The organism is Erwinia rhapontici (assembly GCF_020683125.1).
GTDB classification, from domain to species: Bacteria; Pseudomonadota; Gammaproteobacteria; order Enterobacterales; family Enterobacteriaceae; genus Erwinia; species Erwinia rhapontici.
Map to the genome: position 1 here is coordinate 4,127,128 of NZ_CP085627.1, position 12,357 is coordinate 4,139,484.

The 12,357-nt window shown below is 54.8% G+C and carries 12 protein-coding genes; 5 read left to right on the top strand and 7 right to left on the bottom strand.

Annotation, left to right across the window (positions count from 1 at the left end; translation table 11 throughout):
- Positions 1–61 precede the first annotated feature (61 nt).
- Both LJN55_RS19035 and LJN55_RS19040 read right to left on the bottom strand, forming a co-directional pair.
- Positions 62–832: an ABC transporter permease gene (locus LJN55_RS19035; protein ID WP_159336910.1), complete on the bottom strand. Its 771-nt coding sequence runs from the start codon at positions 830–832 to the stop codon at positions 62–64.
- Entirely contained in the window at positions 829–1,755 is a 927-nt protein-coding gene (locus tag LJN55_RS19040) for an ABC transporter ATP-binding protein (RefSeq protein ID WP_133842231.1), read from the bottom strand. Before LJN55_RS19040 ends, LJN55_RS19035 begins: the two co-directional genes overlap by 4 nt.
- A 107-nt stretch (positions 1,756–1,862) precedes the next feature.
- On the opposite strand from LJN55_RS19040, the gene can reads away from it, so the two are divergent.
- Positions 1,863–2,525, top strand: coding sequence for a carbonate dehydratase (can, locus tag LJN55_RS19045; RefSeq protein WP_133842232.1), 663 nt, complete (start codon positions 1,863–1,865; stop codon positions 2,523–2,525).
- 58 nt (positions 2,526–2,583) lie between these two features.
- Here can and hpt read toward each other — a convergent pair whose 3' ends face one another.
- Positions 2,584–3,120, bottom strand: a complete 537-nt coding sequence (hpt, locus tag LJN55_RS19050) for a hypoxanthine phosphoribosyltransferase (protein WP_133842233.1) — start codon at positions 3,118–3,120, stop codon at positions 2,584–2,586.
- 252 nt (positions 3,121–3,372) lie between these two features.
- Between hpt and LJN55_RS19055 the strand changes: the two genes are divergently transcribed.
- Complete coding sequence (locus LJN55_RS19055; protein ID WP_133842234.1) at positions 3,373–4,650, top strand: cystathionine gamma-synthase family protein; 1,278 nt, start codon at positions 3,373–3,375, stop codon at positions 4,648–4,650.
- A gap of 403 nt (positions 4,651–5,053) precedes the next feature.
- Here LJN55_RS19055 and cueO read toward each other — a convergent pair whose 3' ends face one another.
- A complete protein-coding gene (gene cueO, locus LJN55_RS19060) occupies positions 5,054–6,658 on the bottom strand; it encodes a multicopper oxidase CueO (protein ID WP_227535044.1) in 1,605 nt (534 codons plus the stop codon).
- 205 nt (positions 6,659–6,863) lie between these two features.
- Between cueO and LJN55_RS19065 the strand changes: the two genes are divergently transcribed.
- The 3 genes from LJN55_RS19065 (at position 6,864) to speD (ending at position 9,119) form a co-directional block, all read left to right on the top strand.
- Complete coding sequence (locus LJN55_RS19065; protein WP_048914955.1) at positions 6,864–7,211, top strand: YacC family pilotin-like protein; 348 nt, start codon at positions 6,864–6,866, stop codon at positions 7,209–7,211.
- 213 nt (positions 7,212–7,424) lie between these two features.
- A complete protein-coding gene (gene speE, locus LJN55_RS19070) occupies positions 7,425–8,282 on the top strand; it encodes a polyamine aminopropyltransferase (RefSeq protein WP_227536415.1) in 858 nt (285 codons plus the stop codon).
- Between the two features lie 27 nt (positions 8,283–8,309).
- Positions 8,310–9,119, top strand: a complete 810-nt coding sequence (speD, locus tag LJN55_RS19075; RefSeq protein WP_227535045.1) for an adenosylmethionine decarboxylase — start codon at positions 8,310–8,312, stop codon at positions 9,117–9,119.
- Positions 9,120–9,237: 118 nt separating this feature from the next.
- On the opposite strand, the gene LJN55_RS19080 is transcribed toward speD, so the two are convergent.
- The 3 genes from LJN55_RS19080 to dtnK are packed head-to-tail and all read right to left on the bottom strand — an operon-like array spanning position 9,238 to position 12,262.
- Positions 9,238–9,999 carry a DeoR/GlpR family DNA-binding transcription regulator gene (locus LJN55_RS19080; RefSeq protein ID WP_227535047.1) on the bottom strand — a complete coding sequence of 254 codons (762 nt, stop codon included), beginning with the start codon at positions 9,997–9,999 and terminating at the stop codon, positions 9,238–9,240.
- Between the two features lie 6 nt (positions 10,000–10,005).
- The gene (locus LJN55_RS19085) at positions 10,006–10,986 is read right to left on the bottom strand and encodes a D-threonate 4-phosphate dehydrogenase (protein WP_227535049.1); all 981 of its coding nucleotides are present in this window, start codon (positions 10,984–10,986) and stop codon (positions 10,006–10,008) included.
- Positions 10,979–12,262 carry a D-threonate kinase gene (gene dtnK / locus LJN55_RS19090; RefSeq protein WP_227535050.1) on the bottom strand — a complete coding sequence of 428 codons (1,284 nt, stop codon included), beginning with the start codon at positions 12,260–12,262 and terminating at the stop codon, positions 10,979–10,981. The genes LJN55_RS19085 and dtnK overlap by 8 nt, the downstream gene beginning before the upstream one ends.
- Between the last annotated feature and the right edge of the window lie 95 nt (positions 12,263–12,357).

A 12,357-nucleotide genomic window follows, 5' to 3' on the forward strand; every position in this document is an offset into this window, starting at 1 on the left:
ATCGGCCCCTTTGCGACCTGTAGGGATTGACCCTCTTTTTCGGTCAACCCGCTATCTCACATTAAGTACGTAACCCGCGTCCACGCTGAATTAACACCCACACCAGCGCATAGAACACCACGATAAACGCCACCAGCACGCCCAGCGTAAACACCAGAGGCACATCGTTAATCCCCAGGAAACCATAGCGGAAGCCACTGATCATATAGACAATCGGGTTCAGCTTAGACACCATCTGCCAGACCGGTGGCAACAGCGTCAGCGAGTAGAACACGCCCCCCAAATAGGTGAGCGGCGTCAGCACAAAGGTCGGGATCAGACTGATATCATCGAAGGTGCGCGCAAATACGGCGTTCAGCAGACCCGCCAGTGAGAACAGCACCGCCGTCAGCACCAGCGTCACCGCCACCATCAGCCATGAATGCACCTGGAACGGCACGAAGAACAGTGAAATCGCCGTCACCAGCACACCCACACAGATACCGCGCGCCACACCGCCGCCCACGTATCCGGCAATGATCACGTGCGTCGGCACCGGTGCCACCAGCAGTTCTTCAATGTTGCGCTGGAACTTGGCGCTGAAGAAGGATGAGGCCACGTTGGCATAGGCATTGGTGATCACCGCCATCATGATCAAACCCGGCACGATAAACTGCATATAGCTGAAACCGTGCATTTCACCGATGCGCGAACCAATCAGGTTGCCGAAGATAATGAAATAGAGCGTCATAGTGATCACCGGCGGCACCAGCGTCTGAATCCAGATGCGCGCGAAACGGTTCACTTCCTTGCCCCAGATGCTTTTCAGCGCCACCCAGTACAAATGTGTCATGCTTTATCTCCTTTGCGACCGTTCACCAGGTCGACAAACAGCTCCTCAAGACGGTTGGCTTTGTTGCGCATACTGAGCACCTGAACCCCCTGATGACTCAGCTGGCTGAACACACTGTTCAGCCCCTGCTCACGCAGCACTTCCACTTCCAGCGTTGAGGTATCCGCCAGACGATACTGGAACCCTTCCAGCTTCGGCAGCGGGCTTTTTGGCGCGAGGTCGAGGATAAAGGTTTCTGATTTCAGCTTAGAGAGCAGGCCTTTCATCGAGGTGTTTTCCACCAGCTCACCGCGCTGGATAATGCCGATATTGCGGCACAGCATCTCGGCTTCTTCCAGATAGTGGGTGGTGAGAATAATGGTGGTGCCCTGGGCGTTCAGCTCCTGCAGGAAAGTCCACATTGAGCGACGCAACTCGATGTCGACACCCGCGGTGGGTTCATCGAGGATCAGCAGCTTAGGCTCATGCATCAGCGCACGAGCAATCATTAAACGGCGCTTCATCCCACCGGAGAGCATCCGCGCACGTTCGTTGCGTTTCTCCCACAGATCCAGCTGTTTGAGATACTTTTCAGCGCGTTTCTGCGCTTCCGGTTTTTCCACGCCGTACAGTCCAGCCTGGCTGACCACAATCTGTAGCACCGTTTCAAACTGGTTAAAGTTGAATTCCTGCGGCACCAGGCCCAGTTGACGCTTAGCGTTAACCACATCCTGCTGGAGGTCGTAGCCAAACACGCGCACCTTACCGGCGGTTTTATTGACCAGCGAACTGATAATGCCAATGGTGGTGGACTTCCCTGCGCCGTTAGGCCCCAGCAGTGCATAGAAGTCACCGGCTTCTACCGCAAGGTCGATTCCTTTGAGCGCCTGAACCCCACCTGCGTAGGTTTTGGTTAGCTTTTCAAGCTCCAGTGCATAAGTCATAGATTAAAGAGTGCCCTGTTTTGTTGTGGTTTCTTGTTTGTCATTTTCAATTGCGCCGCATTACCCTATATTACTGTACGCATTTCGAGTTATTGGCCGACACCATTATGAAAGACATTGATACCCTTATCAGCAACAACCGCCAGTGGTCCAGGTTGCTGAAAGAGGAAGATCCCGGTTTCTTTGAGCGCCTTGCTCAGGCACAAAACCCCCGTTTTCTCTGGATTGGCTGTTCAGACAGCCGCGTACCTGCCGAGCGCCTGACCGGGCTGGAGCCGGGTGAACTGTTCGTTCACCGTAACGTCGCTAACCTGGTGATCCATACTGACTTAAACTGTCTTTCGGTCGTGCAATACGCGGTTGAAGTGCTGGAAGTGGAACACATTATTATTTGTGGTCACTACGGCTGCGGCGGCGTTAAAGCGGCAGTTGAAAATCCAGAGCTTGGCCTGATCAACAACTGGCTGCTGCATATTCGCGATTTGTGGTACAAGCATAGTTCGTTACTGGGTGAGCTGCCGCCAGAAAAGCGTTTCGACAAACTGTGTGAAATCAACGTGATTGAGCAGGTGTATAACCTGGGTCATTCGACCGTGATGCAGTCAGCGTGGAAACGCGGGCAGAAGGTCAATATTCATGGCTGGGTTTACGGCATCATGGATGGTTATCTGCGCGATCTGGGCGTCAGCTCAACCAATCGTGAAACCCTGGAACAGCGCTATCGCCAGGGCATTGCTAACCTGCTCAATGACCCGGACCTTAATCCTTAAGCGGCACATATTATTATAGGCCGGAGGATCCGGCCTTGGTCGATTGTGCTCTGCCGGATTATTCGTCCAGCATGACCACTTTGCCCACATAGGGCAGGTGGCGATAGCGCTGAGCGTAGTCAATACCATAGCCCACCACAAACTCATCGGGGATGGCGAAGCCAACATATTCTACTGGCACATCCACTTCGCGACGCGACGGTTTATCCAGCAGGGTACAGATCGCCAGCGACTTTGGCCCACGCAGGCTGAATATCTCACGCACTTTGCTCAACGTATTACCTGAATCGATAATATCTTCGACGATCAGTACGTCTTTGCCACGGATATCTTCATCCAGATCTTTCAGGATTTTCACATCACGCGTGCTTGAGGTGCCATTGCCGTAGCTGGACGCCGTCATAAAGTCGACTTCGTGAGAAACATCAATGGTGCGGCACAGGTCGGCCATAAACATAAAGGAGCCACGCAGCAGGCCCACCAGCACCATGTCGCTGCCGCTGTCACGGTAGTGGTCACTGATTTGCTTGCCGAGTTCGGCAACGCGGGATTTGATCTCAGCTTCGGAGATCATCACTTCAACGGTGTGTTTCATAGATAGTGGTTCGTCGATTGCTCAGGGAAAGCGGTGAAGTTTATCACACTTCGTCGCTTTCCCTCACTGTTGCGCAACGTCGCTTACTCACTTCTCGCCACAGACATATAGACTGCCATACATTCAGATAGCCCTATTTCATATGGCTTTTTGATTTAACCATAGAGCGATTATTCATTTATCTCTCACTCCTGCCACATGCTAGCTTATGCGCAACAATAATAAGTCACAGGCCTGATAGCCGGAGTTTGCATGCCTTCTTCACATTCGAAAAAAACACATATCGGTAACCGCGAGTTACATCCTGAAACCCAGATGCTCAACTATGGCTATGATCCGTCATTGTCAGAAGGCGCGGTCAAACCGCCGGTGTTTCTCACCTCCACGTTCGTATTTAACAGCGCAGAAGAGGGGCGGGACTTCTTTGACTATGTTTCCGGCCGCCGTGAACCGCCAGCCGGAGAGGGCAACGGGCTGGTCTACTCGCGCTTTAACCATCCGAACAGCGAAATAGTTGAAGACCGCCTGGCAATTTATGAACGCACCGACAGCGCTGCGTTGTTCTCTTCCGGCATGTCAGCGATCTCCACCACCCTGCTGGCTTTCGTCAAACCGGGCGATACCATCCTGCATTCACAGCCGCTGTATGGCGGCACGGAGACGCTGCTGAGTAAAACCTTCCGTAATCTGGGCGTTTCGACGCTTGGCTTTGCGGATGGTGTGAACGAAGCCGTGGTGCAAGCCGCCGCTGAAGAAGCGATGAAGCTGGGACGGGTATCGGTGATCCTGATTGAATCCCCGGCAAACCCGACCAACAGCCTGGTGGATATTGCGCTGATTAAGCGTGTAGCCGACCATATTGAGCGCCAGCAGCAGCATCGCCCGGTGATCGCCTGCGATAACACCCTGCTCGGCCCGGTGTTTTCACGACCGACGGAACACGGTGCCGATATTTCTCTCTACTCACTGACCAAATACGTAGGCGGCCACTCCGACCTGATTGCCGGAGCCGCCATGGGCAGCAAGGCGTTAATTCGCCAGGTAAAAGCCCTGCGCAGTGCCATTGGCACCCAACTGGACCCACACTCCAGCTGGATGATTGGCCGCTCGCTGGAGACGCTGGCGCTGCGTATGGAACGCGCCAACGATAACGCCACGGCGGTTGCTGAGTTCCTGCGGAGCCATCCGCAGGTGGAGCACGTCCATTATTTGCCGTTCCTGGACCCGGCCTCCCCAGAGGGTAAGGTGTATACCACTCAGTGCAGCGGCGCAGGCTCGACCTTCTCCTTTGATATTCGCGGCGGCGAGGCAGCAGCGTTCCGTTTCCTCAACAGTCTGCAACTGTTTAAGCTGGCGGTGAGCCTGGGCGGCACCGAATCTCTCGCAAGCCACCCGGCCAGCACCACCCACTCCGGCGTACCGCTTGATGTGCGCAACCGTTTTGGCATCACTTCATCGACCATTCGTTTGTCGATTGGTATTGAGAATAAAGATGATTTGATTGAAGACGTCAGGTTATCGCTGGGGTAAACGTGTTATCCGCAGCGCAGATATGCTCCCGTTTGTAGAGCGCGAGATATAACGTTTTGCGCTGCGCCAGCCCAATGTTGGGGCGGACCCTTTTTTCCGGTCCGCCCTTTCTAAGCTGCCTGTACGGCAGTGAACCTGGCGGCAGAGCGGTTGCCCGTGTTGCTGGCTTTCTAAGCTGCCTGTACGGCAGTGAACACGGGCGAGGAACGGCGAAGCGTACCCGTACGTTTCTAAGCTGCCTGTACGGCAGTGAACCGTTAGCTTACAACGCTAACCTGTTAACTTAATTACCTTTTATCACTTTTTATCATGCCAGACCCTTTTTGATCGCCATATCCCTATACTGATATAAATCAGTTAGATAAAAACACATCTAAAAAAAGGGTCTGTCACACCGTGGTGATTACGCCACGGTAAAGCCCAGCATCATGCCGGTATCTTCATGCTCCAGCAGATGGCAGTGCGCCATATAAGCATTGGCGGCATCGGCCTGATGGTTAAAGCGCACCAGCACCTCGCTGCGCCAGCCCTCAACACGAACGGTGTCTTTCCAGCCGCTGCGATGTGCCGCAGGGGGCTTGCCATTTTCCGACAGGATGCGGAACTGGGTGCCGTGAATATGGAACGGATGCAGCATCTCATCGCCTTCACCTGAAATGGTCCACTTCTCATACACGCCCTTCGCGACCTCAAACGAGGGTTTATCCATATTAAAGGCCACGCCGTTGATCTGATTACCGTTATGGAAATCATAGCCTTTCACCGGTTTTGCATGATCCATTCCGGCCATGTTGCCGTGATCCATTCCAGCCATATCAGATTTCGCCGGGCTTGCCGGTTTATCGCTGTCGTGCCCGTCCATCGCCATACCCGCCATTGACGCATGTCCGTATTTTTCCATCAGCGCCATCATGCCGCGACGGTCGAGTTCCGGATCCATCATTAATTGCATCCAGCGAGTTTTAAGCCCGTCAGTCGCAGGAACAGCGGGCATATCCACCAGCTTGTCCGGTAGCGTTCCGCTGGCCAACACCCGCAATGGGTTGATCGACAACACCGGCAACGGCTGATCAAAGGGCTTCAGTGTCATGCCCATCTGACGCACCGGCAGCGTTTGCAGATCGAAAGGTTTACCGTCAGAGGTATCCACCAGCACTTCATAACGTTCGCCCGGCAGCATCGGCAGCTCGCTGACCTGCACGGGCTCAGCCAGCAGGCCGCCGTCACTGGCAATCACATACATCGGGCGCTGATCGCTGGTGGTCAGATTGAGCGAACGGGCATTACAGCCATTCAGCAGACGCAGACGCAGCCAACCTCGCGGTACGCCGGTCTGCGGGTAGATAGCCCCATTCGTCAGCATCGTGTCGCCAAACCAGCCCACCGCCGCACTCATGATATCCAACTGGTAATCGATCTGGCTGCCGTCAGCACTCAGGCGCTTATCCTGTAAAATCACGGGAATGTCATCAACGCCCCACTGTTTGGGCAGCAGCAGCTTGCCGCTTTCCGGGTCGTTGATCAGCACCAGCCCTGCCAGTCCTTGCGCGACCTGGTAACCGGTACGGCCATGTTGATGCGGATGGAACCAGCAGGTCGCAGCCGGTTGATCGGGCGTGAATGTCACCCGGCGGCTGCTGTTCGGCGCGATCCGCGCCTGTGGCCCACCGTCGACGTTGCCCGGCAGTTCCAGACCGTGCCAGTGCACCGTCGTCGTTTCGGGCAGACGATTATGCACGGTGATGTTGACCTCTTTGCCACGATCCAGTTGGATCGCCGGGCCAAGCAGGCTGCCATTATAGCCCCAGCTTGGCACGTTTTTACCGCGCCACAGGCTGTTACCGGTCTGGGCAATCAGGGTGATTTCACTGCGCGCATCGGCCGTCAGTAACGTGGGTATCGGCAACAGCGGGCGCTGTTCAGCCGCCATTAATGAACGGCTCCACAGTGGCAATGCACTGGCTGCGCCGATGGCGGCGCTTAATTTGATAAAATCACGACGTTGCATTATCCATTCCTTATTCAGTCCTTGTGTAAGATGTCTGTATCAGATATCGATAGCGACTGACAGCATAAACCCTGCCCCAGCGGGAAGGTCAAGCCCGTTAAAAGATTGCGGGATAAGCCCTTCAGGACTTTTCTGTCTTAAAAGTGGCTGGCACCCGGCCTGAACTGTGCTAACGTCAAGCTATTGCACACGTATGAGATAAACCATGAAGAAAAGCATCAAGGCTCTGTTGCTGTTAGGGCTGTTTGGCTTCTCCTCCACCAGTTTCGCCCTCAGCGAATCGGAAGCAGAAGATTTGGCAGATTTAACCGCCGTATTTGTTTATTTGAAAAACGATTGTGGTTATCAGGATCTCCCCGACGGGCAAATTCGCCGTGCATTGGTGTTTTTCGCACAGCAAAATCGTTGGGATTTAACCAATTACAACAGTTTTAATATGAAAGCATTAGGTGAAGACAGCTATCGCGATCTCAGTGGTATTGCCGTACCGAACGATACTAAGTGTAAATCTCTGGCGCGTGACTCTCTGAGCCTGCTGGCCTACGTGAAGTAATCGTTCTCTCGCCCTCCTGCTGCTGATTTGACCGTGCAACTGCGGTCATTAATCGCTATGATACTGGCCCATTTTTCGCGGCTGTTATATTCGCCCTGATTCAGCCTGCACCTGCGCAGGCCACGTTTGCTCCCCCGTCACACAGTGTTCACACGGGTGCCGCCGGGCTGCAACGTGCATGACGGAGAGTATATGAGGATGAAAACCCCCACCATGACCGATAAAGAAATGTGGTATGAAACGCTTCATGCCGGATTCGGGCAGTATTTTTCTGTCGACAACGTACTGTATCGCGAGCAGACCGAACACCAGGATCTGATTATCTTTCAGAATGCGGCATTAGGCCGGGTAATGGCGCTGGACGGCGTAGTACAAACCACCGAACGCGATGAGTTTATCTATCACGAGATGATGACCCACGTTCCGTTGCTGGCCCACGGCGCCGCAAAGCGAGTGCTGATCATCGGCGGCGGTGACGGAGCCATGCTGCGTGAAGTATCCCGTCATAAAAACATCGAACAGATCACGATGGTCGAAATCGATGCTGGCGTGGTGACCTTCTGCAAAGAACACCTGCCGAACCACAGCCAGGGCGCCTATGACGACCCGCGCTTTACCCTGGTGATTGACGATGGCGTGAACTTCGTTAAACAGACCAGCGAAAAATTCGATGTGATTCTCTCTGACTGCACCGACCCGATTGGGCCGGGAGAAAGCCTGTTTACTTCAGACTTTTATGAAGGCTGCCACCGCTGCCTGAACCCGAATGGCATCTTCGTGGCACAAAACGGCGTCTGTTTCCTGCAGCAAGATGAAGCGGTGAACAGCCATCGCAAGCTCAGCCACTATTTCGCTGATGTCAGCTTCTACCAGGCTGCGATCCCGACCTACTACGGTGGCATTATGACCTTCGCCTGGGCCAGTGATAATCCGGCGCTGCGCCAGCTCGATGCTGCGACGATTGCCTCACGCTTTGCACAAGCAGGCCTGAACTGCCGTTACTACAATCCGGCGATCCACACTGGCAGCTTTGCCCTGCCGCAATATCTGTTAAATGCGCTGGCCGACTAACCAGGTATTTTAAGGGGGTGAACTAAATTGCAAAAGCTTAAACTACATGGCTTCAACAACCTGACGAAAAGCCTGAGTTTTTGTATCTACGATATCTGTTACGCAAACACCGATGCGGAGCGTGACGGATATATTGCATACATTGATGAGCAGTATAATGCTAACCGCCTGACCGAGATCCTGAGCGAGACCTGCTCAATTATCGGTGCCAACGTGCTGAATGTCGCGCGTCAGGATTATGAACCCCAGGGGGCCAGCGTTACGATTCTGGTCAGTGAAGAGCCGATCGATCCGCGCGACATCGACACCTCCGAACATCCTGGCCCGCTGCCCAACTCCGTTGTGGCGCACCTCGACAAAAGTCATATCTGCGTACATACCTACCCGGAAAGCCACCCTGAAGGCGGTCTGTGTACCTTCCGTGCAGATATTGAAGTCTCGACCTGTGGTGTCATTTCACCACTGAAAGCGTTGAACTATTTAATTCATCAGCTGGAATCCGATATTGTCACCATCGATTATCGCGTGCGTGGGTTTACCCGCGATGTGAACGGGGTGAAACACTTCATCGATCACGAGATTAACTCTATTCAGAATTTCATGTCGGATGATATGAAATCGATGTACGACATGATGGATGTGAATGTGTATCAGGAAAATATCTTCCACACCAAAATGCTGTTGAAAGAGTTCGATCTGAAACACTATCTGTTCAATACCGAACCCGCCGATCTGAGTCCACAGGAACATAAACGCATTACGGATTTACTGTGGAAAGAGATGCGTGAGATTTATTACGGCCGCAATATTCCGTCGTTGGGATTAAAAACGCAGTAACTGGTTGGGTGTATTGATATCCGCAAAAAGGCGACCTTCGGGTCGCTTTTTTTATTGGCGTCAGATTTTGTTACTGAAAAGTGCGCGGGTCGATCGTTAATCGGCCCGGGATTTAGCGTTACAGCGCCAGCCTCAGCGCAAAGTCCTGCTCACTCAGCTCACTCTGAGATTCATCGCTCAGCAGCCTGTCGGTAATAATATCCGTCAGTTGCTGAAGCGGTGCCGCCTGAAACAGCGACCAGGAACCGTACTTACTGCTGTCGGCCAGCAGCACCCGGCGGCGCGCATTAGCCAGCAGGTCCTGCTTCAGTCCGGCTTTCTCTTCCGTCGGTGCCGTGATGCCCTTCTCCAGGCTCCAGGAGTTACAGCTGACAAAAGCGATATCCGGATAGATATTACGCAGCAGACGGCGTCCGTGCTCACCAATACAGGACTGACTGGAGTCGTCGATGCGCCCGCCGATAATCGTCACTTCAATCTGCTTAAACTCGGAAAGAAACAACGCGATATGCAAATCAGCCGTGATCACCCGCAGCGGCAAATGCGTCAGCTGACGTGCCAGCTCCAGCATGGTGGTGCCGGCATCCAGCACCACAGCATCACCGGCTTTCACCAGGCTGGCCGCGGTATGCGCAATAACCCGTTTCTCTGCCAGATGGCGCTGCATCTTCTCAACCGTGGTGGGCTGATTGGGAATAAAGCGGTTCAGGGTTACCCCACCGTGGCTTCGGCTGATCACCCCTTCCTGATCGAGTTTTATAAGGTCGCGTCGGATGGTGGCGGGTGACGCCGCAATGGCAGCCACCAGCTGTTCGACCGTGACCAGATTATGACTTTTCAGATAGTCCATAATCTGATCGAGGCGGCTTTGTCCCTTCATATGTCCTTATGCAAGCTGCATCGCTAACTGAATAGAGATCGCCATGCTGGCAGAGTTCGCTTTTCCTGTCCAGGCAATATCAAACGCCGTGCCGTGGTCTGCCGAGGTACGGATAAACGGCAGCCCGGCGGTAATATTGACCCCATCGTAAAAGCCCAACAGCTTGAGCGGAATGTGCCCCTGATCGTGATACATCGCGACGACAATATCGTACTGGCCTTCCTGGCACTGCAGGAAAACGGTATCCGGCGGGCACGGCCCGGTCACGTTCAGCCCTTGCGCTTTCATCGCCTCTACCGATGGGCCGACGATAGTGATCTCTTCATCGCCAAACAGGCCATTTTCACCCGCATGCGGATTCACCCCGGCCACGGCAATACGCGGGTTCTCAAAACCAACGCGCCTGAGGAAAGTATCCGCCATGCCGATCACCGTCTCAACACGTTCACGCCCCAGGGTATCAAGGAACTGACGCAGCGCAATATGCGTGGTGACGTGGATCACCTTCAGCTTGTCGGTATACAGCACCATCGCGTAATTTTTGCTGTCGGTCAGCTTCGCCAGCAGTTCGGTATGCCCGGGATAAAGATGCCCGGCTGAGTGCAGCGCTTCTTTATTTAACGGGGCGGTGGCAATCGCCTGTACTTCCCCCGCCAGCGCCAGTTCCGTGGCACGTTTAACGCAGCGGTACGCCAGATCACCCGCTTCCGACTGCACGACTCCGGGCTTCAGGGCAGCCGGGTCGGCCAGCGGTTCATCGATAACATTGATAATACCAGGGGCGAAGTGAGCATCGGCCACGCGATCCAGCACGCGCAGTTCTGCCTGCGAGGTAATATTCAGGCTCAGCACGCGCCGCAGGGTACTGGCACAGCCCACCACCACTGCCGGAACCCCGGACAGCTCACCGCTGGCCAGTGATTTGATAATGATTTCCGGACCGATACCCGCCGGGTCGCCCATAGTGATCGCAATAATTTTACTCACTCGATTTCTCCTCAATAAAACGAATAACGTCGACCAGGGTGTTTGCATCACCGAAGCCACCGGCTTTGGTCATCACCAGCAAGGGTTCAGTCACATTTAATAAGCGGCCCCAGGGCACACAGCCCGCAATCTGGCCTTGAATCTGGAATCCACTGGCACCCAGCCCGCGCGCCACGGCAATCGCCACGTCACCGCCGGAAAGATACAACCCGCCTGGCTGGGCTTCTGCCAGCACTTCAGCCGTGAGCTGTGCCAGTAGCTGGCAAATTTCTTCACCCAGTTGAGCACGGCTCAGCTGATGTTCTTCACACAGTGCAGCAATCGCTTCACGCTGCCCGTTATGCTGGCAGGTGCGGACCACACAGTGCTGCCCGGCGCGCAATGCCTTGGTCACGGTCTGGCGCCAGGTGGGAAACGATACCCAACGCGGGCGAGAAAACAGTTCGGCAATATCGATATCCACCAGCGTCACGGGATGCTGCTGCTGAATCCGGTCAATTTGCTGACGGGCGATGTCACTCATCGAGCCCACCACTGCCAGCAGCGGTGACGGGTGGCGATCCACCAGCAACGCCGTCAGAGCATCACTCAGCCCGGCAGCACCGACCAGCAGCGGACGCCGTGCCAGGTGGGACGCTGCCTGCGCAATGCGCTGTAAGTCATCATCGGTTTCTGCATCCACCACCAGCAGCGACGGTGTGCTGTCGGCGGCCTGTTGCATCAGCGCCAGCAGCTGTGGCCCGCGCACCTGCGCCAGCGTCAGGCCGCCGCAAGGCAATGTGCTCTGCTCCAATAACCGCCGGGCAATGTTCGCTGTTGTCACCGGCGTTTTCGGGTCGCTGGCAAATTCGGTCTCGGTCAGTCGCAAGCCGTGAATAAAGCACTCACCGTCGCGGGTAATGCGCCCCAGCCGTGGAACCGCCGGAACTACCAGCGCCAGCGATGCACCGCTGGCCAGCAGAGCCGCTTCGGTTTCTGCGCCCAGATTGCCGCGCAGAGTGGAATCCATCTTCTTAAACAGCCAGCCTTCGCGGGCAACCGGCGACCAGTGCATCAGCGCACGATGCACCCGCTCTGCAGCATCCTGGGCAGAGAGCGCGCGGCTGTCCGTGCTGACCACCCAGACGTCGGCCTGCTCGTCACCACGCGGTGACTGGCTGTCAAAAAGCACATTCACCCGCGCTCCCGCTCTGGCCAGCCCGCTGCCCGCATCATTGGCCCCGGTAAAATCATCCGCAATCACCAGTACCGGCGTTTGCCATTTACGCTGCGTCATCGCCACTCCTGTACGGAACATTGAGGTGCCTGTCTGTGAAGAGAGGTTCAGGACACCACTCATTATCTTAATATGATTATATTCAATCACATTTG

What these genes read in the sequence shown, in the direction of transcription:
- dtnK (WP_227535050.1), bottom strand. Translation starts at nt 12,262, where the DNA reads ATGACGCAGCGTAAATGGCAAACGCCGGTACTGGTGATTGCGGATGAT.
- LJN55_RS19055 (WP_133842234.1), top strand. Translation starts at nt 3,373, where the DNA reads ATGCCTTCTTCACATTCGAAAAAAACACATATCGGTAACCGCGAGTTA.
- LJN55_RS19080 (WP_227535047.1), bottom strand. Translation starts at nt 9,999, where the DNA reads ATGAAGGGACAAAGCCGCCTCGATCAGATTATGGACTATCTGAAAAGT.
- LJN55_RS19040 (WP_133842231.1), bottom strand. Translation starts at nt 1,755, where the DNA reads ATGACTTATGCACTGGAGCTTGAAAAGCTAACCAAAACCTACGCAGGT.
- cueO (WP_227535044.1), bottom strand. Translation starts at nt 6,658, where the DNA reads ATGCAACGTCGTGATTTTATCAAATTAAGCGCCGCCATCGGCGCAGCC.
- can (WP_133842232.1), top strand. Translation starts at nt 1,863, where the DNA reads ATGAAAGACATTGATACCCTTATCAGCAACAACCGCCAGTGGTCCAGG.
- hpt (WP_133842233.1), bottom strand. Translation starts at nt 3,120, where the DNA reads ATGAAACACACCGTTGAAGTGATGATCTCCGAAGCTGAGATCAAATCC.
- LJN55_RS19035 (WP_159336910.1), bottom strand. Translation starts at nt 832, where the DNA reads ATGACACATTTGTACTGGGTGGCGCTGAAAAGCATCTGGGGCAAGGAA.
- speE (WP_227536415.1), top strand. Translation starts at nt 7,425, where the DNA reads ATGACCGATAAAGAAATGTGGTATGAAACGCTTCATGCCGGATTCGGG.
- LJN55_RS19065 (WP_048914955.1), top strand. Translation starts at nt 6,864, where the DNA reads ATGAAGAAAAGCATCAAGGCTCTGTTGCTGTTAGGGCTGTTTGGCTTC.